This window comes from Undibacterium sp. (assembly GCF_030683615.1).
Taxonomy (GTDB): domain Bacteria; phylum Pseudomonadota; class Gammaproteobacteria; order Burkholderiales; family Burkholderiaceae_D; genus Undibacterium; species Undibacterium umbellatum.
On sequence record NZ_JAUXQE010000030.1, the window covers coordinates 231,658 to 256,142 of the forward strand.

At 52.3% G+C, this 24,485-nt stretch carries 22 protein-coding genes; 16 read left to right on the forward strand and 6 right to left on the reverse strand.

Going from position 1 to position 24,485, the window contains the following annotated elements; all coding sequences use genetic code 11:
- Positions 1 to 109 precede the first annotated feature (109 nt).
- From Q8K39_RS15525 to ilvA, 3 genes are read right to left on the reverse strand one after another with little or no spacing between them, the layout of a single operon-like run.
- Positions 110 to 700, reverse strand: a complete 591-nt coding sequence (locus Q8K39_RS15525; RefSeq protein ID WP_305261551.1) for a hypothetical protein — start codon at positions 698 to 700, stop codon at positions 110 to 112.
- Positions 701 to 754: 54 nt separating this feature from the next.
- Positions 755 to 1,600: an NADPH-dependent 7-cyano-7-deazaguanine reductase QueF gene (gene queF, locus Q8K39_RS15530; RefSeq protein WP_305261553.1), complete on the reverse strand. Its 846-nt coding sequence runs from the start codon at positions 1,598 to 1,600 to the stop codon at positions 755 to 757.
- Between the two features lie 48 nt (positions 1,601 to 1,648).
- The gene (gene ilvA / locus Q8K39_RS15535) at positions 1,649 to 3,238 is read right to left on the reverse strand and encodes a threonine ammonia-lyase, biosynthetic (protein ID WP_305261729.1); all 1,590 of its coding nucleotides are present in this window, start codon (positions 3,236 to 3,238) and stop codon (positions 1,649 to 1,651) included.
- A gap of 81 nt (positions 3,239 to 3,319) precedes the next feature.
- On the opposite strand from ilvA, the gene Q8K39_RS15540 reads away from it, so the two are divergent.
- The 7 genes from Q8K39_RS15540 to Q8K39_RS15570 all read left to right on the forward strand — a co-directional run bounded on the left by Q8K39_RS15540 (position 3,320) and on the right by Q8K39_RS15570 (position 12,375).
- Positions 3,320 to 3,811 carry a YqaA family protein gene (locus Q8K39_RS15540; protein WP_305261556.1) on the forward strand — a complete coding sequence of 164 codons (492 nt, stop codon included), beginning with the start codon at positions 3,320 to 3,322 and terminating at the stop codon, positions 3,809 to 3,811.
- A 3-nt stretch (positions 3,812 to 3,814) separates the two neighbouring features.
- Positions 3,815 to 4,714, forward strand: a complete 900-nt coding sequence (locus Q8K39_RS15545; protein WP_305261558.1) for a metallophosphoesterase — start codon at positions 3,815 to 3,817, stop codon at positions 4,712 to 4,714.
- A gap of 240 nt (positions 4,715 to 4,954) precedes the next feature.
- Positions 4,955 to 6,256 (forward strand): HAD family hydrolase, encoded by a 1,302-nt coding sequence (locus Q8K39_RS15550; protein WP_305261560.1) that lies wholly within the window; start codon positions 4,955 to 4,957, stop codon positions 6,254 to 6,256.
- 403 nt (positions 6,257 to 6,659) lie between these two features.
- Entirely contained in the window at positions 6,660 to 10,631 is a 3,972-nt protein-coding gene (locus tag Q8K39_RS15555; RefSeq protein ID WP_305261562.1) for an FAD/FMN-binding oxidoreductase, read from the forward strand.
- A complete protein-coding gene (locus Q8K39_RS15560) occupies positions 10,631 to 11,059 on the forward strand; it encodes an HIT family protein (RefSeq protein WP_305261564.1) in 429 nt (142 codons plus the stop codon). The genes Q8K39_RS15555 and Q8K39_RS15560 overlap by 1 nt, the downstream gene beginning before the upstream one ends.
- Positions 11,056 to 11,475 (forward strand): DUF971 domain-containing protein, encoded by a 420-nt coding sequence (locus Q8K39_RS15565; protein ID WP_305261566.1) that lies wholly within the window; start codon positions 11,056 to 11,058, stop codon positions 11,473 to 11,475. Before Q8K39_RS15560 ends, Q8K39_RS15565 begins: the two co-directional genes overlap by 4 nt.
- A gap of 183 nt (positions 11,476 to 11,658) precedes the next feature.
- On the forward strand, positions 11,659 to 12,375 hold the full coding sequence (locus tag Q8K39_RS15570; RefSeq protein WP_305261568.1) for a hypothetical protein: 717 nt from the start codon (positions 11,659 to 11,661) through the stop codon (positions 12,373 to 12,375).
- Positions 12,376 to 12,929: 554 nt separating this feature from the next.
- Here the strand turns inward: Q8K39_RS15570 and Q8K39_RS15575 are convergent.
- Positions 12,930 to 13,625: a hypothetical protein gene (locus Q8K39_RS15575; protein WP_305261570.1), complete on the reverse strand. Its 696-nt coding sequence runs from the start codon at positions 13,623 to 13,625 to the stop codon at positions 12,930 to 12,932.
- Between the two features lie 4 nt (positions 13,626 to 13,629).
- Positions 13,630 to 14,697: an NADP-dependent oxidoreductase gene (locus tag Q8K39_RS15580; RefSeq protein WP_305261573.1), complete on the reverse strand. Its 1,068-nt coding sequence runs from the start codon at positions 14,695 to 14,697 to the stop codon at positions 13,630 to 13,632.
- 84 nt (positions 14,698 to 14,781) lie between these two features.
- Between Q8K39_RS15580 and Q8K39_RS15585 the strand changes: the two genes are divergently transcribed.
- The 9 genes from Q8K39_RS15585 (at position 14,782) to pcp (ending at position 23,907) form a co-directional block, all read left to right on the forward strand.
- Positions 14,782 to 15,705: a LysR family transcriptional regulator gene (locus tag Q8K39_RS15585; RefSeq protein ID WP_305261575.1), complete on the forward strand. Its 924-nt coding sequence runs from the start codon at positions 14,782 to 14,784 to the stop codon at positions 15,703 to 15,705.
- A gap of 89 nt (positions 15,706 to 15,794) precedes the next feature.
- Positions 15,795 to 16,529, forward strand: a complete 735-nt coding sequence (ubiE, locus tag Q8K39_RS15590; protein WP_305261577.1) for a bifunctional demethylmenaquinone methyltransferase/2-methoxy-6-polyprenyl-1,4-benzoquinol methylase UbiE — start codon at positions 15,795 to 15,797, stop codon at positions 16,527 to 16,529.
- A gap of 57 nt (positions 16,530 to 16,586) precedes the next feature.
- The gene (locus Q8K39_RS15595; protein WP_370868617.1) at positions 16,587 to 17,504 is read left to right on the forward strand and encodes a Tim44 domain-containing protein; all 918 of its coding nucleotides are present in this window, start codon (positions 16,587 to 16,589) and stop codon (positions 17,502 to 17,504) included.
- Between the two features lie 273 nt (positions 17,505 to 17,777).
- Complete coding sequence (locus Q8K39_RS15600; RefSeq protein WP_305261579.1) at positions 17,778 to 18,350, forward strand: SCP2 domain-containing protein; 573 nt, start codon at positions 17,778 to 17,780, stop codon at positions 18,348 to 18,350.
- Positions 18,347 to 19,915, forward strand: a complete 1,569-nt coding sequence (ubiB, locus tag Q8K39_RS15605; RefSeq protein ID WP_305261582.1) for a ubiquinone biosynthesis regulatory protein kinase UbiB — start codon at positions 18,347 to 18,349, stop codon at positions 19,913 to 19,915. Before Q8K39_RS15600 ends, ubiB begins: the two co-directional genes overlap by 4 nt.
- Before the next feature lie 7 nt (positions 19,916 to 19,922).
- Positions 19,923 to 20,531: a methyltransferase domain-containing protein gene (locus Q8K39_RS15610; protein WP_305261584.1), complete on the forward strand. Its 609-nt coding sequence runs from the start codon at positions 19,923 to 19,925 to the stop codon at positions 20,529 to 20,531.
- Positions 20,532 to 20,689: 158 nt separating this feature from the next.
- Positions 20,690 to 21,712, forward strand: coding sequence for a patatin-like phospholipase family protein (locus Q8K39_RS15615; RefSeq protein WP_305261586.1), 1,023 nt, complete (start codon positions 20,690 to 20,692; stop codon positions 21,710 to 21,712).
- 59 nt (positions 21,713 to 21,771) lie between these two features.
- Positions 21,772 to 23,121 carry a CDP-diacylglycerol--serine O-phosphatidyltransferase gene (gene pssA, locus Q8K39_RS15620; protein ID WP_305261587.1) on the forward strand — a complete coding sequence of 450 codons (1,350 nt, stop codon included), beginning with the start codon at positions 21,772 to 21,774 and terminating at the stop codon, positions 23,119 to 23,121.
- 135 nt (positions 23,122 to 23,256) lie between these two features.
- Positions 23,257 to 23,907, forward strand: coding sequence for a pyroglutamyl-peptidase I (gene pcp, locus Q8K39_RS15625; protein ID WP_305261589.1), 651 nt, complete (start codon positions 23,257 to 23,259; stop codon positions 23,905 to 23,907).
- 33 nt (positions 23,908 to 23,940) lie between these two features.
- Here pcp and Q8K39_RS15630 read toward each other — a convergent pair whose 3' ends face one another.
- A complete protein-coding gene (locus tag Q8K39_RS15630) occupies positions 23,941 to 24,270 on the reverse strand; it encodes a hypothetical protein (protein WP_186953355.1) in 330 nt (109 codons plus the stop codon).
- Positions 24,271 to 24,485 lie beyond the last annotated feature (215 nt).

Genomic DNA, 24,485 nt, shown 5'->3' on the forward strand with positions numbered 1-24,485 from the left:
TTAGCTAGCATACTAAAAACATATGAATACAGTGCGGGGCAAATTTGCCTGAATTTTAAGGACAGACAACGGGCAAATAAGGTCATCAGACACTGATCTGCCCCGGGTTTTATTTCAGATCAAAACGCACGAACAGAAACAATACATCGCCATTGCCCTTGTTCTTGGAAAAACGTGGGACATAAGTTGCCATCAGTTTGCTATTGCGTGTGCCTATCGAGGCAATTGGCAATACGGCAGGGAAGGGGAAACCGCCAAAGTAGTCAGTACGGCTGATCATCACAGCAGTCAAACCACCACCAACTTCGACTTTCTCGCCCAGGGTTTTTGTCCATTGATACGCATAGCCCACCATGGGTTGCGGGCGGAAGTGCGAATCCGAGATCACCATGGAGTACAGGGATTCTTCATTATCGTCCTTGGTGCGTATGGCTTTACTAAAGCCCATGCCCCAGGTGTGCTCATTCAGTTCGGCAATTCTTTCCTTGGTGTAAGTATTGCGGCCATGGTGAGTGTGGCCGGCAACCATCAGTGACAAATCGCCTTCATCAAGGATTTTATTGGCCTTGGCTTTGGCACTATCCCACCAGCCTATTTCTTGAGCCGGGGGAGTCGTGGTCTGCGCCCGGGACACGGTGCACAGCATGAAACTGGAGATGCACAAGGCAGCGCGCAGGGATAAATGAATGAACGTCGACATAATATTGGTTACAAATGGATACAAAAAATAGGAATAATTGGGATGCTGCCTGTCCTACTGGCGTGCGTTCCGGCGGTTGTCCGGGCCCTGGCCCGTACTGAAATTGCTGCGCCAGGGGTTGATGTCCAGCCCGCCGCGACGGGTATACCGTGCATAGACTGACAATTTCTGCGGTTTGCAGTGGCGCATGATATCGACAAAAATGCGTTCCACACATTGCTCGTGGAATTCATTGTGGTCGCGGAAGCCTATCAAATACTGCAACAGGCTTTCCTGGTTGATTTGTGGGCCTACATAGTGGATTTGTACGCTACCCCAGTCTGGCTGGCCAGTGACCAGGCAATTGGATTTCAGCAAATGCGAGATCAGGGTTTCTTCTACTGGCGACTCATCAAAGTTGGCAGTCAGCAGTGCAGGATTAGGGGTGTAGCTATCGACTTCTATGTCCAGCCTGTCGAGCAACTGGCCTTGCAACTCATGCATGGCCAGTTTGTCGAACTGGTCTGGCGTAGTCAGCTTTACCTGTACAGGAGCACCAAAACCGGCAGACAAATCTGCCTGCAACAGGCTGATCAGGGCATCTGCCCCTGCCAGACGGGTTTGATTAAACGAGTTCAGATAAAGCTTGAAAGACTTGGATTCAATGATATTGGGTGAATCTGCCGGTACTGTAATGGCAGCAATTGCCACCTGCGGTTTGCCGCGCATGTTCAGCCAGGAGATCTCATAGGCATTCCAGATATCCACACCAAAGAAGGGCAGGCTGCTGCCCAGGCCAATCTCTTCCCTTTTACCGCTACGGGAAATGGGGAACAGCAGGCTGGCATCGTATTCGGACTTGTAGGTCGCCGGTTTGCCCAGTAAGGAATGCTCAGGCGTATTTGGTGCGGAATCTGTCATGTTATTTGTATTGCTTAATGTTTGTATTACTTAAGTCGATGGGCTGTATCAGCCCAAAAATAATTGATAAACGGGATTCTTGCTTTCATCCCAGTAACGGTAACCCAGGGTCGCCAAGAATTCGCGGAAAGCCTTCATTTCCTTCTTTGGAACCTGCAAACCAACTAAAGTTCTGCCGTAATCGGCTCCATGGTTACGATAGTGGAACAAACTGATGTTCCAGTTCGGTGCCATGCTGTTCAGGAAACGTCCCAATGCACCGGGGCGCTCAGGGAATTCAAAACGGTACAGCAATTCATCCTTGGCCAGGCTGCTCTTGCCGCCGACCAGATGACGGATATGCAATTTCGCCAGCTCATCATGCGTCAGGTCCAGCGTGGCAAAACCATGCTTTTCAAAATTCTTGGCAATTTTGCCAGATTCCAGCTTATCGTGTACTTGTATGCCCACAAAAATATGCGCCGCCTTTTCATCGCTGATGCGGTAATTGAATTCTGTGACATTGCGCGCGCCTATCAGTTCACAGAAACGGCGGAAGCTGCCGCGCTCTTCTGGTATGGTCACGGCGAAAACCGCCTCACGCGCCTCACCCACTTCGGCACGTTCGGCCACAAAGCGCAGACGGTCAAAATTCATGTTGGCACCGCAGGCGATCGTCACCAGAGCTTCATTCTTCAGCGGTTTCTTGTCGGCCTTGGCGCGTTCAATGTAGGCTTTGCAACCAGCTACGGCCAATGCCCCGGCGGGTTCCAGGATGCTGCGGGTGTCTTGAAAGACATCCTTGATGGCGGCACAGACAGCGTCGGTATCAACGGTAATCACTTCATCCACATACAGCTTGGCCAGGCGGAAGGTTTCTTCACCCACCAGCTTGACGGCTGTGCCATCCGAGAACAGGCCAACATCAGTCAGGGTAACGCGCTTGCCAGCCTTGAGGCTGCGCGCCATGGCATCAGAATCAGTAGTTTGGACGCCGATGATCTTGATATCAGGGCGCACCGCCTTGACATAAGCTGCCACGCCAGAGATCAGGCCACCGCCACCTATGGCAACGAAAATCGCATGTATAGGTTCAGAATGCTGGCGCAATATCTCCATGCCCACCGTACCCTGGCCTGCGATAACATCAGGGTCATCAAAGGGATGGACAAAGGTCAGCTTGCGTTTCTTTTCCAGTTCCAGCGCATGGCCATAGGCATCGGTATAGGAATCGCCGAACAGGATGATTTCAACCAGGTCGCCACCATGGGCGCGCACTGCATCGATTTTGACGGGCGGCGTTGTCGTTGGCATGACGATGACGGCCTTGCAACCCTTCTTGCGGGCGCTCAGGGCCACGCCCTGGGCATGGTTGCCTGCGGAGGCGCAGATAACACCACGCTTGAGTTGCGCAGGCGTCAGGTGTGCAATCTTGTTATAAGCACCGCGCAGCTTGAAGCTGAACACGCTTTGCATGTCTTCGCGTTTGAAATAAATTCGGTTATCCATGCGAGCCGACAGGCTGGTGGCGTATTCCAGCGGGGTTTCAAATGCGACGTCATAGACGCGCGCTGTCAGGATCTTTTTCAGATAATCGGTGCTCATGGATGTCTTATTGTTAGTTAAAAATGGCTGATCTACTAGTGATCTAGAGCTAATTTAGCCCTAAGTCACTGCATACTGATTTGAAATTGCAGGCGCCATTATAATGTATGCTTTTTACAGCCATATCAAACCACGATGATAGAAGCCGCAGTCCATTGGATATTAAGCATGCTGGCCCTGCCTGAAATTGGTCTCAGTTCAGTCTTTATCATCAGTTTTATCTCCGCCACCTTATTGCCCATGGGCTCAGAACCGGCAGTGTTTGCCGTCATCAAGAGCAATCCGGCAATCTTCTGGCAAGTCATCATGATCGCCACCGTAGGCAATACCCTGGGTGGCATGCTCAACTACGGTATGGGTTATGCCGCCAAGCAGGCTTTTGACCGTGAACGGGAAAGCTATTGGTACCGCTGGCTACAGCATTTTGGTGCCAAGACCATGCTGATGGCCTGGCTACCTGGCATCGGTGACCCCATCTGTACTCTTGCGGGCTGGTTACGCCTGCCGTTCTGGCCCAGCGTGTTCTACATGGCGATCGGTAAATTTTTACGCTATGTCCTCATTACCTGGTTATTGCTCAAAGTGCCAGAAGGTTTCTGGGCCAGGCTGGCCAACCTCATATTCTAGGCCATGGGCAGAGGCAAGTATTACGGTAAGTGGCGACAAGCCGGCGAGGGGCTGGAAGCTGCTTTCTATCAAGAAAACTGGGCGGCGCGCATCGCCTATGCCATGCGACTGCAAGGCCAGCTCCATCAGGACAGGCGCGACCTTTATCTGCCTGTGCCCAAGGGCTACCAATGCAAGCTGGCGTTTATCTCAGACTTGCATGCAGGCCCGCTGACCGATTCACGCTTGCTGGAACAGGCATTTGCCGCCATTGCTGTTTTTGAGCCGGATGTCATCCTGTTTGGTGGAGATTATGTCTCCCTGCATGCCAGGCATATGCAGCATCTGATTAAACCGCTGCGCTTGCTTGATCCCGCTACGCCCAAGTTTGCCGTCATGGGGAATCATGACCTGTGGCTGGACGACGAGCACATTAGCAAATGCCTGCAGGATGCCGGGGTGCAAGTCCTGGTTAATCAAAACAGGCGCTTGCCCGCCCCCTTTGATGCCATTTCCATCTGCGGCATGGATGAACCTGGGGTTGGCATGCCGGATGCAGAGCAGACCTTTGCCGGGGCCGGGGAGTTACGCTTGCTACTCATGCATTCGCCATTGGGCCTCAAGCATGTGGCAGGGCATGATTTCCAGCTTGCTTTTTGCGGCCATACCCACGGCGGGCAAATTGCTACGCCTGGCGGCACGCCCCTGGTCTTGCCGCCCGGTTCGGGTGAGCGCCGTTATGCACGGGGTTTATTTGCCTTGCCAGGCGGTCGCACTTTGCTGACCAGTCGCGGCATAGGCATGAGTGATTTACCCATACGCCTGTTTGCCACATCAGAAGTGCATTTATGCCATTTGCATTCTGCTCTTGATATAGTAGAGCATGAGGGGCAGCATGTTGACGCTGGAATTAAGCCAGCTTAAAGGTATATACAAATCCCCCTGAATTTTTTATGCTTTATGCAGACATGCCAGAATGTTTGACTATAATGCTTGCTTACAAGCAGGTATGGCACTTATGGCACGTATAGCACAGTTATCCAGATAGCAGGATCAGCAAGAGTGGTACGAACAGCACTAACAATGCTTGGTTTTTACGTATTTTTTTGACCAGAATACCCGCCCTCGCATGCGGCTCAGGCATGCGTATTACAAGGAAATCAAATGCAAGATAGCAAATCAACAAATAAACAACCACGTCGTGGATTTTTGCAAGGCCTGGTGGCCACTGCAGCTGGTGTCACTCTGGCCGCGCCAGCAATGGCAAAACCGGCAACAAGTGCAGCGACTGTGCATCTGGATGCTGCCAAATGGTCGCCACGCAACCGCGAGATGGTCGCTGCAATGATCGCCCGCAATGGTAGCGCCAGCAAAAATTATTCAGCCAAGCGCAAGCCTTACGCCGTGTTTGACTGGGACAACACCAGCATCATGAATGATTGCGAAGAAGCCTTGTTGATCTATCAAATCAACCACCTGGCGTTCAAACTGACCCCTGCAGAATTCTCTGCGGTTATCCGTCAAAACGTACCGGTTGGTAACTTCACTGCTGACTACAAAAATGCAGCTGGCAAGGTATTGGATCTGGAAAGCGTTTGTACCGACCTCGACAGCGATTATGCCTATCTGCACGCCAATTACAAAGGCCTGGCCGGTAGCCGCAGCCTGGAAGAAATCATGGAAACGCCACAGTTCCAGGACTTCCGCGCCAAGCTCTACTTCCTGTACGAAGCCGTCAATGACACGCATGGCGTGAATGTCGGTTACCCATGGGTCATCTACTTCTTCGCCAACATGACCGTTGCTGAAGTCAGCGCACTGGCAGAAGCATCGAATGATGCCAACCTGGGCATGGGCCTGAGCAAGATCAAATTCACCAGCCCGACATCCCTGCCTGGCGTGGCTGGCGTGATCACGACTTCCCACTTCCAGGGCATACGCCTGTGTACAGAAGTGGCGACACTGATGGACACTTTCCGCCAAAACGGTATCGACGTTTATGTCAGCACCGCTTCGCTGGAAGATGTGGTTGCCGTATTCGCGACCAATCCTAAATACGGTTACCACGTCAAACGTGAAAACGTTCTGGGCCTGCGCCTGGAACAAAACGGCGATGTTTACAAAAACGCCTACCGCAAAGACTGGCCTTTGAACTGGGGCCCAGGCAAAACTGTCGTCATCAAACGCGAACTGGTTGCCAAAAAAGGCTACGGCCCGGTATTTGTTGCTGGTGACAGCGATGGTGACTACGACATGCTGCGCGATTTCAAAGAAACAGAAATCGGCCTGGTCGTGAACCGCCTGAAAAAAGGCAAGATCGGTGAATTGTCCAAAGCCGCTTCTGATGCCGCCAAAGAAGCCAACCCACGCTTCTTGCTGCAAGGCCGCCAGGAATCCACAGGTAACTGGTTGCCAGTGGAAACTACCCTGAAACTGGGCAAAACTGCGCCTGCTTTGCTGGGTTGATTTTTTCTGCATGAAGAACGGGCGGCGGAGGCTGCCCGTTTTTTTATACTATTTGTTGCAATAAATTTAATGGTTTATTGGGTCGTAAGAGGCTATAAATATTGGCTTGCATAGCATTCGTTTTATTTCGTGTCCAAACGATCGCAGCTCAGCTTGCAGTCAGGTGTAAAATACGACAAACGATGTAAATCAAATTTGCCTGCCTGACTTTTGTGCAGCCGTAATTGTGATGAATTTGCAAAGCCAGCCACTTTTGCGTCATTTTTGACGACTTTCGCCAAATTCCATTTGGAAAATTGCCACAATCACCATTCATTACCGTATAAACTTCAAGGCTGTTGGCGCGTGGTGCATCGCAATAAGTTAGAATGGACTTTTATATATCCGTCCAACCAAGTCACTGATGAATGCTCCAGCCCAGATCCAGGCCTTGCTCGCAGATGCACCCCAAGGCGCAACACCGACCCGCGTGCGGGAAATTCCCTATAACTATACGTCGTTCTCTGACCGCGAAATCGTCATCCGTCTGTTAGGTGAAGATGCATGGCAATTGCTTGATCAATTGCGCGGCAAACGCCAGACCGGGCGATCTGCGCGCATGCTGTATGAAGTGCTGGGTGATATCTGGGTCGTGCAGCGCAATCCCTATCTGCAAGACGACATGCTGGACAATCCGCGCCGTCGCCAGGATTTGATCGATGCGCTGAACCACAGGCTGGCTGAAGTCGAGAAGCGCCGCCTGAGCACGGTCAACGATGATGCCGAACGCAGCAATAGCGTGGAGACGCTGGTGCAGGCCGCCCGCAAGGCGGTGGCGGCATTTTCCAAGGATTTTCGTGACACCTATGATTTGCGCAAGAAAGCCAACAGGCTGCTGGCGCGTTTCACGGCAAAAGACAATATCAAGTTCGATGGCCTGAGCCGTGTATCGCATGTCACTGACGCGACTGACTGGCGCGTGGAATACCCCTTCGTCGTGCTGACGCCAGACACTGAAGATGAAATGGCTGGCCTCGTCAAAAGCTGTATAGAGCTGGGCTTGACTATCATCCCGCGCGGCGGTGGCACGGGTTATACCGGTGGCGCTATCCCGCTGACGCCTTTGTCGGCGGTCATCAATACAGAAAAACTCGAACAATTGGGCGAGGTCGAAATGACACGCCTGCCTGGCGTTGATCGCGATTATGCGGTCATCTACTCAGGCGCAGGTGTTGTCACCAAACGCGTCTCGGATGCGGCTGAAAAAGCCGGTTTTGTATTTGCCGTGGACCCAACCTCTGCCGAAGCCTCATGCATAGGCGGCAATGTCGCCATGAATGCAGGTGGCAAGAAGGCGGTATTGTGGGGCACGGCACTGGACAATCTGGCTTCGTGGCGCATGGTAGACCCGAATGGTGACTGGCTGGAAGTGACAAGGCTTGAGCATAATCTTGGCAAAATCCATGATGTGGAAGTGGCCAAGTTCAAGCTTGAGTGGACACACCCAAGCGAGAAGCAGCCATTCAAGACCGAGCAACTTGATATCAAGGGCCGCGTATTTCGCAAAGAAGGTTTGGGCAAGGATGTGACCGACAAATTCCTGGCGGGTTTGCCTGGTGTGCAAAAAGAAGGTTGCGATGGCCTGATCACCTCGGCCCGCTGGATCTTACACAAGATGCCGAAGTTTGCCCGCACCGTTTGCCTGGAATTTTTTGGCCAGGCACGTGATGCCATACCTAGCATTGTTGAAATCAAGGATTACCTCGATAACGAAACCCGCAAGGGCGGCGCGATATTGGCTGGTCTCGAACATCTGGATGAACGCTATCTGCGCGCTGTCGGTTATACAACCAAATCCAAGCGTGGCGTCTTGCCCAAGATGGCACTATTCGGTGATATTGTCGGCGATGATGAAAACGCCGTGGCCCAGGCCGCGTCTGAAGTCATACGCATTGCCAATACCCGCGTCGGTGAAGGCTTTGTTGCCGTCAGCCCTGAAGCACGCAAGAAATTCTGGCTGGATCGCGCCAAGACGGCAGCGATTTCCAAACATACCAATGCCTTCAAGATCAATGAAGACGTGGTAATTCCGCTTAACCGCATGGGTGAATATACCGATGGCATAGAGCGTATCAACATAGAATTATCGATACAAAACAAGCTGGCCTTGCTGGATGGCCTGAAGGGCTTTTTCGCCAAGCGCAATCTGCCGCTGGGCAAAAGTGAAGATGCCGCTGGCGATGATATCCCTGCATCTGAATTGCTTGAGGACCGCGTCAATGAAGCCAATGCCTTGTTGCAGGCAGCAGAAGCACGCTGGACTTATTTGCTGAATAATCTCGACAAACCACTGAGTGAAGCAAAAACAGAATTGCTGGAACTGGGTCTGGACAAGCTGGAATTTGTCTTCGACGAGAGATTAAAAATACAGCCTGATGTGACGGTATTTTCCATCGTCCAGGACCGGACAGTACGGGTATCCTGGAAGACAGAAATCCGTGCGCAACTGCGCCAGATTTTCAATGGCTCTGCCTTCAAGCTGATACTCGATGAATGCGTGGCCATACATAAAAAAGTCTTGCGCAGCCGCGTCTTCGTGGCCCTGCACATGCATGCCGGTGACGGCAATGTGCATACCAACTTGCCTGTCAATTCTGACGATTATGAAATGCTGCAAGTGGCGCACCATGCTGTTGCCCGCATCATGGTGCTGGCCCGTTCACTGAATGGCGTCATCTCTGGCGAGCATGGCATAGGTATCACCAAGCTGGAGTTTTTGACTGAAGATGAAATCAAGGATTTCCGCTCGTATAAATTACGCATAGATCCAGAAGGCCGCTTCAACAAGGGCAAGCTGCTGAACCTGCCAGACTTTGCTGCCGACCTGCGCAATGCCTACACGCCTTCATTTGGCCTGATGGGGCATGAGTCGCTGATCATGCAGCAAAGCGATATCGGTGCGATTGCGAACAGCGTCAAGGACTGCCTGCGTTGCGGCAAGTGCAAACCTGTCTGCGCGACCCATGTGCCACGCGCCAATTTGCTGTATTCGCCACGTAACAAGATACTGGCAACCTCGCTGCTGGTCGAAGCCTTTTTGTATGAAGAACAAACGCGTCGTGGTATCTCCATCAAGCACTGGGAAGAATTCGAGGATGTGGCCGACCACTGTACGGTCTGCCATAAATGCGTGACGCCCTGTCCGGTCGATATCGACTTTGGTGATGTGTCGATGAACATGCGCAATCTCTTGCGCAAGATGGACAAGAAGTCGTTCAACCCTGGCACCGCATCCGCCATGTTCTTCTTGAATGCCAAAGACCCGGCCACCATCAAGGCCGCACGTCAGGTCATATTTGGCTGGGGTGTGGCGGCACAGCGCCTCGGTAATACCGTATTGAAAAAGCTCGCCAAGAAGCAGACCAAGGCACCACCGGCCAGCCTGGGCAAGCCTGTCATACGTGAGCAGGTGATTCACTTCATCAACAAGAAAATGCCAGGCAATCTGCCCAAGAAAACCGCGCGTGCCTTGCTCGATATTGAAGATGACAAGATGGTCCCCATCATCCGCAACCCGCAAACCACGACAGCTGATACTGAAGCCGTGTTTTACTTCCCCGGCTGCGGTTCAGAAAGGCTGTTCTCACAAGTTGGTCTGGCAACCCAGGCGATGCTGTGGAATGTCGGCGTGCAAACCGTGCTGCCACCAGGTTATCTGTGCTGCGGTTACCCGCAACGCAGTGCCGGTCAGTTCGACAAGGCCGAGAAAATGATCACCGATAACCGCGTGCTGTTCCATCGCATGGCGAATACCCTGAACTATCTGGATATCAAGACCGTCGTGGTTTCTTGCGGCACCTGCTACGACCAGATACAGGGCTATGAATTCGACAAGATTTTCCCAGGCTGCCGCATCATCGATATCCATGAGTTCCTGCTCGAAAAAGATGTCAAGCTGGCGGCAGTGAATGGCACGCGTTATATGTATCATGACCCCTGCCATACACCGATGAAATTGCAAGACCCGCTGAAAACGGTCAATGCACTGATCACTACGGTCGATGATGTAAAAATCGAAAAGAATGACCGCTGCTGTGGTGAAGCAGGCACGCTGGCGGTATCGCGGCCTGATATCTCCACCCAGATACGTTTCCGCAAGGAGCAGGAAATGAACAAGGGCGCAGACAAACTGCGCGCTGATGGGTTTACCGGCAACGTCAAAATCCTGACATCCTGCCCGGCCTGTCTGCAAGGTTTGACGCGTTACGATGAAGATTCTGGCACGACTGCAGACTACATCGTCGTCGAAATGGCCAAGCATATCCTGGGACCAGACTGGATGCCGGAGTATGTTGCCAAAGCCAATAACGGTGGTATAGAAAGGGTACTGGTGTAATGTCAGTTACTTGTGAATTATGTGATGCCAATGCTGGTGATGTCATCGTCAGCACTGAGCAGTTACGCGTCATCCTTGTTGATGATGCAAATTACCCCGGCTTTTGCCGCGTCATCTGGAATGCGCACGTGAAGGAAATGACTGATCTGTCTGATTCAGACAAGAATACTTTCATGCAAGCCGTCTGGAAGGTGGAAGCCGCGATACGTGCAGTCATGCAGCCGCACAAGATGAATGTCGCCAGCCTGGGTAATATGGTGCCGCATTTGCACTGGCATTTGATACCGCGTTACACCGATGACGCGCATTTCCCCAATCCCATCTGGGCTGCTGCGCGTAGCGATAAGCAAGACCAGTTTGGTCTGGACATACGCCGCGCCCGCATTCCGCAATTACAGCAAACCATTATTTCGAATTTTTCATCATGAGCATAGGCAAACCACAACCAACTTCTCTGAATGCCCGCACCCAATCGCGTGTGCTGGAAGTGGCTTTTGATGATGGCAAGGAGTTTTCTCTGCCCTTTGAATTACTGCGCGTGTATTCGCCATCTGCCGAAGTACGTGGACATGGGCCAGGTCAGGAGACGCTGCAAACTGGCAAACGCGATGTTGGTATTGTTGGCATAGAGCCGGTTGGTAATTATGCGATCAAACCTATTTTTTCTGATCAGCATAGCTCGGGGATTTTTACATGGGATTATTTGTATTGGCTAGGTGAAAACCAGGCCCAGGTCTGGCAGGAATATTTGGGGAAATTGCAGGCGGCAGGGTTTGCGGGGGATACTGGGCGGGATGCGCCCATGCTGCCCAAGTCTGGCGGCAGTTGCGGCACCAAGCATTAATACATAGTCGCTCCTGCAAGTTGTGCAGCATGCTTTGTCCTTCGTTGAAAAAATGCATGTTTACCGCCGCAGTTGATACCACTGATGTGTGCTCATGCTGTCTGCGTCAGGCACAAGGCAGGAGCTTCGCTTTTCACTATTACAGTGAACTAACGTTCGAGATGAAAATTTACTCTTTCAAGTATGATGCCGCAACCCCCTACTGACGCCGCCCTGCGGGCATTGCTTGACGACTGTCCGGTACTAAAACTTATCTTGCTGGACAGAGACTATGGAAAGCCTTGCCCTGCAGATCGCTGGGCGGTCAAAGCAGCAATTGATCATCTGCTAAAGCCAGCGCATGAAGGCATGGTGCTCGACCTGGACGTGCTGGAGCGTGAAGACGGGGCCGCTGATGATGTTTTGTTGATCGGGGTTGTTGAACTTGAAAAGTCACTCCCCAAGCTCATTGAACTGCTCAAGAGTTTGAGTGTACCCGCCGGTGCCATCCTGGTCCATGATGGCAGTACGGAAAACCTTATGCCAGACTTGCCAGCCAGGGAAACCTTGGTGCGGCAAATGACAGATGACATGATACAAATGCTCTTGTCGGAATGCATGGCATGTGCGCCTTCAGACTGGCAGGCAGGAAAACTGACGATACAGTGTGACGGCAACTGGCTTGGTTATCAATTAAAGAATGCCCTGTCTCCGAATGCTGCGATTATCTCTGGTCCTCTCAGAGATTTGTGCGAAGAAATTGCCGTGCTCATGTGGAAAAATGGAAATCAATGGCGTGAAGCTGTCTTGCAATACGAAGGCAAAGACTTCACCATCAAATTCAGTTATGGTGAGCCATTGCATCCAATTCCGCGCACTCCTGTTGCGGCACAGGCAAAGCCCTGGTGGAAGTTCTGGTGATGCATTGAAATGCTGAGTGTATCTACACCTTTGGCAGCAGTTGTGACACCGGGGACTACGCCATAGCCGTATCTTTGTAGGGGCTGCCTCTGCCGCGAACAGCCGTCCAGCAAGAATTTCATCTGTAACCAAGCCATATCGCCGAATGTAGGTTGGGCTATGCTTCACCAGCCCAACACTCGGCCTACGATCAACGTATTCTGAAAAAACGACGCGATATTTCTGAGTTCGTTTTTTAACTACGTGCATACGTTATTTAAAATTGCAGGCCGGTGGTAGACCGGCGGCTACATACCTTTTTGCTTCGCCAAAAAGGTATGCCAAAAAGGCGACCCAGGCGTCGTCGCCCCCTGACGGGGGTTCCCGTTTGTGCAGTACAAAAAATGGGAAATGCCCGAAACTCGCTGCGCTCAAACACGGGCATTTCTTAATCCATTTTCTGTACAGCACAAACGGCGTCGACACATGGGAACTGCTGAAAGTCAAAAGCAACCCAACTTCAAAACCGACGCTAATATGTGCGCTGGTGAGTGACGCGTGTCCAGCTTGTCAGCTTACTCCAAATCCGCCCGATCAAGATAAATCCTCCCCTTAACACCAGCCCGTTTATCCACCTGACCCTGCAACACCCGCAAAAACTCCGCATCAGTCGCAGCCTGCAATCCCGTCTTCTTCACCATCACATCAGCCATCGCCGCAGCCGCAGGCACAGTGATCGCCAGCACATGATCAAAGTCGGGCCTGCTATCAATTTCCTTCAGCAGGAAACGATGCGAACCACTGCCTATCTGATGATAAACGGCCTGCTTGCTCTCGCGCATTTGTGGCGATAGCTGACGGAAGATCAGGGTTTTTTCCACGAATACAATCACATCCCTGTATTCGACTTTGCCACCCTGTTCAAAATGGCCGAGTACGATATTGGCCTTGAATTGTTTCAAGGGCAGCTTGCTGTCTGCTGCCAACCTGGCGATCTCGAATTGTTCTGGTTCCATGGTCCACAAGACCAGTTTTTGTTCCAGCCTGGTTTTGATTGTTGCATCCAGTTGTTGATCGAGGCAGCGTATTTGCAAGACGACCTGGTAATCATGCGGCGCATGGAACATGGGCAGGTGCGAGACATACATGCCTTCGCTATTGCCAAACAGGAGCATGCCGTGTACGCCCCCGGTGGGGCCGTGTTTGATTTCGGCGTTGACGTTGAAGATGAAACAAAAGCTGAGCAGGAATAAAGTTAATAAGCGTTTCATGTCTTCACACCTTCACCAGCAATTTACCGCGATGCTCGCCGGTGAATAAAGAATTCAAGGCGCTCGGCAATTGTTCAAAGCCATCAATGATGGTCTCTTCAAACACCAGCTCACCAGCCTTGACCCAGGGCGAGACGATGGCCAGCATTTCATCCATGCGGTGGAGGTAATCGCGGGCCAGTATGCCCTGTATGGTGGCGCGCTGGTAGAGCATGTGCTGCAGCAGACGGGGGCCCATTTCTGGCACATCAAGGCCGCCGTTGTACTGGCTGATCTGGCCGCAGATGATGATGCGGGCGCGGCGCTTGATGATGGGGATGATGGCGTCGGTGACCATGCCGCCTACATTGTCGAAATACACATCGACACCGCCTGTGAGCTTGAGTATCTCCTGGCTCAATGTTTCGTCATTGCTGTATGCCTTGTAATCAAGTGCCCAGTCTGCTCCCAGTTTGTCCTTCAGCCAGGCACATTTTTCTGCGCCACCGGCGATGCCCAGAACTTTTGCGCCATGGCGTTTTGCGAATTGCACCACCAGTGAGCCAACTGCTCCTGCTGCTCCAGATATCACGACTACTTCACCGGCATGTGGCTTGCCTGCCTCCGTCAAACCAAACCAGGCGGTGCGGCCCGGCATGCCGAGTACGCCCAGCGCAGTGGAGACGGGGGCAATCGTCGGGTCGATTTTGCTCAATGCGCTGACATGCACGCGCGCATGGCTTTGCCAGCCTGTCATGCCAAATACCCAGTCACCGGCCTTGAGGCTGGTGGCATTCGAGTCCAGCACCTGGCCGACCACGCCCGCCGCCTGCACGGTATTGAGCGGGTGTGGTTCCGGGTTATAGGTAGGCTTGGCAGACTGGTTGATGCGCATGTAGGGGTCTACGCTGATATAGCGGGCGGCAATCAATACCTCGTCGCGGTCGAGGGAGGTATCCAGGGGCTGGCTGTGCAATTCATAGTGTTCATTGCTGACGATGCCAGTTGGATGGCGGCTGTATATCCATTGCTGGTGTACGACGTTTTCAGTGCTGGTCATGGCGGGATCAAGTTGAGTAAGAGATGGTGACATGGTAGGTCTGTTAAAATGTCTCGTAAAGCAATATAAATTCACTTTTAAAGTCCAAATTGGAAATTTAGACGGAGATCAAGCAAAATGAACTTGATAGACCTGAAAATCTTTGCCTGCGTGGCAAGACATCCATCACAGGGGGCAGCGGCGCAGGAGTTGCATTTGACACCGTCGGCAGTGTCGAAAGCCTTGCGCAGACTGGAAGGGGACCTGGATACGGTGCTGTTTGATCGTTCTGCCAAGCAACTCAGCCTGAATGCCAGTGGCCGGCGCATGCTGGAATTTGCCCGTAATATGCTGGCCATGGCTGAGCAGGCCAGAGCTGATGTGGGCGGTGAACAAGCCACCTTCAGTTGTCGCGTGGCTGGCCCGGCGATTTTGCTGTGGCGGCATGCCGGGCAACTAGCCGGGGCCATGGCGGACTACCCGGCTGCTGACTTGCATATGAGCAGCATGTATGAAGAAGATGCCCTGGCTGCACTGTCCCGTGGCGAGGCCAATACGGCATTGGTCACGGCAGAAGTGCTGGATGGTCGGGCGGCTTACTGGTCGCCAGAATGGCAAAGCCTGCCGCTGGGGGCAATGAACTTGCAGTTACTGGCTGGTTTGCAACATCCGTTGGTGCTGTCTACGCCTGAGCAGGCTGGTGCATTGCAAGTCAGCAGTAGCCAGGTGCTGGCACATGACTTTGTCAGTCCCACCCGCTCATTGTTTTGTGGCAAGCAGCGCGGCAAGCGTTCAGATGGCTGGCGGGATGACCAGTTGCCGCGCAAGATTGCTTACTGGATGGATGATTTGCAGTTACTGCTTTCCATGCTCAAATCAGGCAAGGCGCTGGCCTATCTGCCCGATTTTGCTCTGGCTGATACTGAACTGGTCCGGCTGGAAGTGGTAGATTGCGGTTTTAGCTGTAGCGAAGAAGTGCATCTGGTCTGGAATACCAGGACGGCTGCGCAATGGCAACTGGAGCTGGTGGCCGCTCTCAAAGATCAGTCCAGCAAGGCCTGATTTTGGCGATAAGGCAAGGCTTTGGCCTGGGGATAGGCTACAATTCTCCCTGATGATACCAATAGCTATGCATGCATGAGGTTAAGAAAATGAGCAATACCACCCATTTTGGTTATACCACCGTAGAAGAAGATCAAAAAGTCCACAAGGTTGCGGAAGTTTTTCACTCCGTCGCCGCCAAATATGATGTCATGAATGACATGATGTCGGCTGGCTTGCACAGGGTATGGAAGATATTCACCGTCGCCCAGGCTGGCGTGCGCCCTGGCTTCAAGGTGCTCGATATTGCTGGTGGTACGGGTGACCTGACCAAGGAATTTGTGCGTCAGGCGGGCAAGACTGGTGAAGTCTGGCATACCGATATCAACGAATCCATGCTCAGGGTAGGGCGTGACCGCCTCTTGAATAAGGGCCTGATCACCCCCACTTTACTGTGCGACGCAGAAAAATTACCTTTTCAGGATAATTACTTTGACAGGGTCACTGTGGCATTTGGTTTGCGGAATATGACACACAAGGATCAGGCACTGGCAGAAATGCAGCGTGTCTTGAAGCCGGGTGGCAAATTGCTGGTGCTGGAATTCTCCAAAGTACCGGAAATTCTGCAAAAACCTTATGACCTGTATTCTTTCAAGGTCTTGCCCTGGATGGGGCAAAAGATCGCTGGCGATGCTGACAGCTATAAGTACCTTGCTGAATCGATACGCATGCATCCCGATCAGGAAACCCTGAAAACGATGATGGAAACAGCAGGTTTGGAAAGTGTGCAATATTTTAATTTGACGGCAGGTGTGGCTGCATTGCACACAGGTATCAAGTATTGAAGTAATAGATTTGAAGCAAATACGCTTTGAAATAATCTGGAAACAAACAGGAGTCGAATGATGAAAAAATTTCTGATCGCCATGCTGGTCGTTGCAAGCACGATGACTATGTCATCCTTTGACGCAGAAGCCAAGCGACTTGGTAGCGGCAGCTCGATAGGCAAGCAATCGAATAATGTGTCACGCCAGGCAACGCCGGCAGCGGCACCTACACATAATGCCGCTGCGCCAGCGGCAACACCTGCTGCTACGCCTGCTGTAGCACCGCCCAAGCCTGGCATCCCATGGAAGGGTATTGCCGGTGGTTTGATCGGAGGCGCCTTGCTGGCTGCAGCCTTGTCTCATTTGGGTCTGGGTGGTGCGCTCGCCAGCATGCTGGGTAGTTTTCTGACTTTCGCCCTGATTGGTCTGGCAATATTCTTTGTCGTGCGTTTCTTCCGCAATCGGAACCGCCAGGGTGCGGGTAATGCCTTTAACCAGCCAGCTTTTGCCGGAGCCCCATCTATGCCGTCAGCGGCACCTGAACCTATGGCATTCCAAAACAACGCGCCAGGTTCTTCAGGCAGCAATCTGAGTGGTAATGTTAGTAACGCTAACTGGACTATCCCGGCAGACTTTGATGTGCCTGGCTTCCTGCGTAATGCCAAGACTTATTTCATCCGCCTGCAAGCGGCATGGGATAAGGCTGACATCAATGATTTGCGCGAGTTCACCACGGCAGAAATGTATGCAGAACTGAAATTGCAAATCCAGGAACGTGGTGCATCTTCCAATGTGACCGATGTCGTCACCCTGAATGCAGATATGCTGGGCGTGGAAACCACGGCTACAGAGTATCTGGCCAGCGTCAAGTTCAGCGGCATGATCAAGGAATCAGCAAGCGCACCATCAGAGGCCTTTACTGAAGTCTGGAATTTGTCCAAATCGGTCAATGGCCAGGGTGGTTGGGTATTAGCCGGTATTCAGCAAATGTAAGCAAGGACTCACGCAAAACCACCCCAGCGGCGTTCAGCGCCTAGCCGTACTTATCGTACTTTCGTCGTCGCTGCAGTCTTGCTGGAATAATTTTGCGAGAGTCCTTGAAAGAGTTTGATGCTACGCAGCGATGCTCGCTGCGATTAGCTGTTAAACTGGAAGCCGCCCCGCAAATTGCCGGGCGGTTTTTTATTTGCACGATTTTTTTTGCATGATATTTCCGGCTGAGCATTCCATGCTGGCCAGGTATTTTGTAATTGCCCTGATTTGAACATGATCTCCATTGCACCCTTTATCAATCATCTTTTGGCACAAGAAAGCTGGGCCAGGAACAAGCTCTTGCCACACGCTGGCAAGATTGCCTGCATAGACATGCAAACCATGCAATTACGCCTCAAAGTCGCGCCAGATGGCCTGCTGGAAAGCGCCGCTGCCGGTGATCAGGTGCAAGTGACCATCTACGTCAAACTAAGTGACTTGCCGCTGATAGCGCAAAACCGTGAGCGTGCTTTTTCTTATGTCAAAATTGAAGGTGATGCGGACTTTGCCAACACTATTTCCAATCTCAGCCAGAATTTGCGCTGGGAAGCGGAAGAAGATCTGAGCAAACTGTTTGGTGACGTGGCAGCAGTCCGCATGGTGGGCTTGGCCAAATCCCTGCACCAGACTGCGCTGGAAACCCATCAGAAAATCCAGGAGAATTTGGCAGAATATTTTTTGGAAGAAAACCCCATGCTGGTGCGGCCCAAGGCCGTGCAGGGCTTTAGTACCGAAGTCAACAAGACGCGGGATGATGTCGAGCGTCTTATCAAGCGCATCGAAAAACTGGAAAGGTTGCGCGGATGATATTGAAGTTTCTGAGGCTGGCAAAAATTATACGTATCGCCATCAAATATGGCATAGATGAAATCGCAATTTCCGGTTTATCGGTGCCACGCACCGCGCGCCTGATAGACATATTGATATTTTGGCGGGACATCTCGGCCCCGCGTGGCGAGCGCCTGCGCAAGGCTCTGGAAGAACTCGGCCCCATCTTCGTCAAATTTGGCCAGGTATTGTCAACCCGGCGTGACCTCATGCCATTTGATATTGCCGAAGAGCTGGCACACTTGCAAGACCGCGTACCCTCCTTTGACCCTGATCTGGCGATAGCGCAAATCAAAAAATCTTTGGGCGCGCATCCTGATCAGTTGTTCGCCAGTTTTGAGCGCGTTCCAGTGGCTTCGGCATCCATTGCCCAGGTGCATTTCGCGACATTGAAAGATGGCCGCGAAGTTGCCGTCAAGGTACTGCGGCCAGGCATGAAAGAGGTTATTGATGATGACGTCGCCCTCATGCAAATTGCTGCCGGCTGGCTGGAAGCTTTATGGGCCGATGGCAAGCGTCTGAAAGCCAAAGAAGTGGTCGGCGAGTTTGACAAATACCTGCACGATGAACTCGATCTCATGCGAGAGGCGGCCAATGGCAGCCAGTTGCGCCGCAATTTTGCCGACTCGGATTTGCTGATGGTACCAGAGATGCACTGGGATTATTGTTCGTCTTCCGTCATCGTCATGGAGCGCATGCAGGGCATACCGATTTCACAACTGGATAAATTGCGCGAAGCTGGCGTTGATCTGGGCAAACTCTCGCGTGATGGCGTCACCATCTTCTTTACCCAGGTGTTTCGCGATGGTTTTTTTCATGCAGATATGCATCCCGGTAATATCCTGGTATCGACGGCACCTGCTACCCTGGGCCGTTATATTGCCCTGGATTTTGGCATCGTTGGCACTCTCAATGATTTCGACAAGGATTATCTGTCGCAAAACTTTCTGGCCTTCTTCCGCCGCGATTACAAGCGCGTGGCAGAAGCACATATAGAGTCAGGCTGGGCGCCCAAGGATACCCGGGTAGATGAACTTGAAGCGGCAGTGCGCGCCTGTTGCGAACCTATTTTTGACCGCCCTTTGAAAGACATTTCTTTTGGCCAGGTCTTGCTGCGTCTGTTCCAGACTTCACGCCGTTTCAATGTAGAAGTGCAACCGCAACTGGTGCTGCTGCAAAAAACCCTGCTCAATATCGAGGGCCTGGGGCGTCAGCTCGACCCTGACCTGGATTTATGGAAAACCGCCAAACCTTATCTGGAACGCTGGATGAGCGAACAGGTAGGCTGGCGCGGCCTGATAGAAAAACTCAAGGACGAAGCACCGCGCTATAGCCACATCTTTCCGCAATTGCCACGCCTGGCACACCAGGCTCTGACACGTGCTGCCGAACCTGGGCATAGCGATGAAATGCTGATGGCTTTGTTGACAGAGCAAAGACGCACCAATCGCCTGTTGCGCACTATCGTGTATTTCGGTGCGGGCCTGTTTTCTGGCGTTGTGGTGGCACAATTGCTGCTGCATTTCTATTTCAAAATTGGATAGATGCAGCATGGCTGAATTCCTGAACCGCGATCCGCGTAACCCGCAATTCTGGGATGAACGTTTTGAAAAAAACTTCACGCCCTGGGACAAGGGTAATGTTCCGGCGGATTTACAAGCCTTCATGCAGACTGCTGCCGGGCCAATGAATGTTCTGATCCCCGGTTGCGGCAATGGTTACGAAGCGGCTTTTCTGGCACAGGCAGGCTGGCCGGTGGTGGCTATCGATTTTTCCCCTGCTGCCGTGCGCAGCGCGCAAGCGGCGATAGGTGAGTGGGGCAAGCATGTCATCGAGGCAGATTTTTTTGCCTACACTCCCGCACAACCGCTGGACTTGATTTATGAACGCGCCTTCTTTTGCGCACTACCTCCTGCGATGCGGGCAGATATCGTCAAGCGCTGGGCGACACTTTTGCCCTCAGGTGCCTTGCTGGCAGGGTATTTCTTTTTTGATGATGCTGAAGATGCGTCGCTGAAAGGGCCTCCGTTCATCATACACAGCGCAGCATTTACGGGATTGATGTCGCCGTATTTTGCCTTGCTTGAAGAGCGGGCTGTCAGTGACTCCATACCCGTGTTTGCGGGCAGGGAGTGGTGGCAGGTGTGGAAACGCTTGTAACATCGAAGCTTGGGTTAGGTTAATTAGGCCTGGCCCAATCTACCATCCCCCACAGGCACATCACTTGCTTGCCATTCCCTCACACTGACCAGGTCATAAGCCGGTCACCTCCATGATTCACTCTCCCTCATGGCATACGCCTCTTGAAAGGGAATAGAATGAATAAGGCAGTCACACTGGCATTGCAAGGCGGCGGATCACATGGCGCACTGACTTGGGGCGTTCTGGACCGTTTGCTCGAAGATGGGCGCATCAGCATAGAGGCGATCAGCGGTTCCAGTGCGGGGGCCATGAATGCGGTGGCGCTGGCACATGGTTATCTGCAGGGCGGGGCAGATGGTGCCAGAGAGTCACTGAAAAATTTCTGGGATAGCGTCGCCAGCAGTTCCCCCTTTAGCTCAGTCATGGATGAACATGCGTTGACGGCTGATATTGCGACACAATCTGAATTGCCAGCCGCCATCAAGCATTTGTTTTCCTGGGCGCGTTTCTTTTCACCTAGCCAGCTCAATCCCTTCGACATCAACCCCTTGCGAGATATCCTGGCGGCGCAGATAGACTTTGAACGCTTGCGTCAGCAACCTGGCATTGAGCTCTTCATCGCCACGACACAGGTCAGTACTGGTAGCTTGAAACTGTTTCGCAACCGCCAGATGAGCCTGGATGTCTTGCTGGCTTCAGCCTGCCTGCCCATGATACACAGGGCGGTCGAGATAGACGGCGAGGCACACTGGGACGGCGGCCTGACTGCCAACCCTCCATTATTCCCGCTAGTACATAAATGCAAGGCGCCCGACATTATCGCTATTCTCCTACATGCCCAGCCCAGGGGGGAGGTGCCTTCCACAGTCAACGAAATCTGGCAGCGGCTGACTGAGATGAGTTTCAGTTCTACCTTTCACACTGAATTGCAGGGTTTGTTACTGGCAAAGCGCGAAGCAGATCGTGGCTGGCTGACCTGGGGCAGGCTGGAACGTCGTCTGCGCAAATTGAACCTGCATGTGATTGCTGCACCTGAACTCATGAGCCAGTTAAGCAGCCACAGCAAAATGAATGCACAGGCGGCTTTTTTGCACAGCCTGCACGCAGAGGGCAGGGCAAGGGCGCAAGTCTGGCTGGATCAGCATTTCCAGCAACTGGGGCAATATTCCAGCTTCAGGATGGCGCATCTGTTTCGCTAGCACCTGAGGCCGCGCTGGTGTTACCATCATCAGGTTTTCACTGGTATCCATAGATAGACATGCGCCTCTTCAAGTCCGCTTCCGACCTTACGCATTTAAACGGCATCCCGTTACAGGCAGATACCGTCCAGACGCTGCTTAGTGCAGCAGACTACCGCAACACTTTGCTGGCAAAAATTGCCGCTGCCAGGCACAGGATATATTTATGCAGCCTGTACCTGCAAAATGATGAAGCAGGCGCTGAGATCTTGCAGGCACTATATGCCGCCAAGGCTGCCCGCCCTGAGCTCGATATTGATGTCCTGGTCGACTGGCACCGGGCGCAACGGGGTTTGATTGGTGCTGCAAAAAGTGGCGGCAATGCAGCCTGGTATCAAGAGACCAGCAAGGCAAATGCCTATGCTGTGCCGCTGTATGGAATACCGGTACAAACCCGCGAATTATTTGGTGTGCTGCATTTGAAAGGCTTCGTCATTGATGATGAAGTCATCTATAGCGGTGCCAGCCTGAACAATGTGTATCTGCACAAACAAGACAAATACCGTCATGACCGTTACCTGCTGATCCATAACAAAGTGCTGGCCAACTGCATGGTGCAATTCATCCGTGAACACTTGTTATCTGCCGCTGCCGTGCACAGGCTGGATATGCCTGAGATACCCGCTACGCGTAGCATACGCCGCGAAATCAAGCAGTTCAGGAGTAAGCTGAAAAGCGCCCGTTATGACTGCAGCATGGCCGAACAAGAATACGACAGACATCGCCTGAGTGTGACGCCGCTGGTGGGCGTCGGCAAAAATAATCCGCTCAACAAAGTCATTTGCCAGTTGCTGTCTGCCAGCAAGACGCAGATCACCATCTGCACGCCTTACTTCAATTTCCCGCTGGCGGTCACCCGTGAAATCAACCGCGCCCTGAAGCGCGGAGTGCGCATTTGCGTCATCGTTGGCGACAAGACAGCCAATGACTTCTTCATCCCGCCAGAGCAGCCTTTCAAGGTCATTGCGGCCTTGCCGTATCTGTATGAGGTCAATCTGCGTCGCTTTGCCAAATCCCATCAGGCAGACATCAGCAGCGGGCAATTGCAACTGCGCCTGTGGAAGGATGATGATAATACCTACCATCTCAAAGGCATGTGGATAGACCAGGATTATGCCCTCATGACCGGCAATAACCTCAACCCGCGCGCCTTTCGCCTCGACCTGGAAAACGCCTTGCTGATCCATGATCCGCAGCATGAATTGCGGCAGCAAAGACAAGATGAGTTGAACAGCATCATGGAAAAAACGGCGGTCATCACACACTATCGTGAGCTGGAAAAAAACACTGATTACCCTGATCCTGTACGCAAATTGCTGGGGCGGCTTAGTGGCACGCGGCTGGACCGACTGGCGTATCGGGTGTTGTAGCCTGAATTTTGCAATTTTCCTGCTAAAGTTAAATAGTCTCTAAGTTACTAAATATTCACCGCATCGCTGGCCCGAGGTTGTACTATCCTGTTGATACACTTCTTGGTATTTTCATAATTGTACAAGGGGGCTGGCATGAAGCGCATCTTACTGACGGGATTTGATCCCTTTGGCGGCGAGCAAAGCAATCCCTCGTGGGAAGTCGTGCGCAGGCTGGATGGTTTGCTGATAGGCGACAGCCACCAGATCGTCAGCGCCCGCCTGCCTTGTGAATTCGTGAATTCATTGTTGATACTGGATGTTGCGCTCAGGCAGCATCAGCCAGCTATCGTGATTTGCCTGGGTCAGGCTGGGGGGCGGGCGGATATCAGCCTGGAGCGCATCGCCATCAATGTCGATGACGCCCGCATGTCTGACAATGCCGGTGCACAACCTGTCGATGTGCCGGTGGTGTCAGGTGGCCCGGCTGCCTATTTCAGCAGCTTGCCCATCAAGGCAATAGCACAGGAATTGCATCTGAGCGGGATACCGGCCTCCATATCACAAACCGCAGGCACTTTTGTCTGCAACCATGTGTTCTATGGCCTGATGCACATGGCAAGCAGCATGGATTGCATACAAAGGGCAGGTTTTATCCACATCCCTTATTTGCCGGAACAGGCGGTTGCTCATACTGGTGCGGCCAGCATGCCGCTGGAGATGCTGAAGACAGCGATCTTGAAAGTATTGGAAAGTGTATTAAAAACCGACAAAGACTTGCGCATTGCCGGTGGGGCTACTCACTAAAGTGCTGGATACTGGCTGATGCCGCTTGAATCTTTAGCGCAGCTTGGTCATGCCAGACTGCCTGCCTTGAAAACCTTCGGCGTCTAGATTTTTATTTGCCTCAGTGTCTTCGCAAATCTGGGTGTCATTCACCGCTTTGCTTTTCTCTGCAGCCTTGGCTGCTGCTTCGATTTTTTCGGCAGGCAGGTTCTTTTCCACTTTTTTAACCAGCACTTCTGCCGCAGGGGCATAAGGGCGGAAGTAGGAAATCAGCTGGGCATCCAGATTGGATACTGCCAAAGGCGCAGCATTGCCAACCAGCATGGCACCCAGCAGGGTGCTTGCAAGTCCCAGCTTCACCAGTAAATTCAGTCTCGTTTTCATTTTTATATTCCTTATTGTCTACCGCAGGGCTTTTGCAGAATGGCAGTCTTGCTATGATAAATGCAAAGAGCGTGCCAGACATGAAACTGAGCAAAAGCACATACTTAAGTATGTAGGCTGCTGCAAATTCAGCGGCAGACTGTCCGCTTATGCACATCTTTAGCGGACACTGCGGACAGGCCGGACACTTTTTAGTACCAGCATCTACTTGTCAG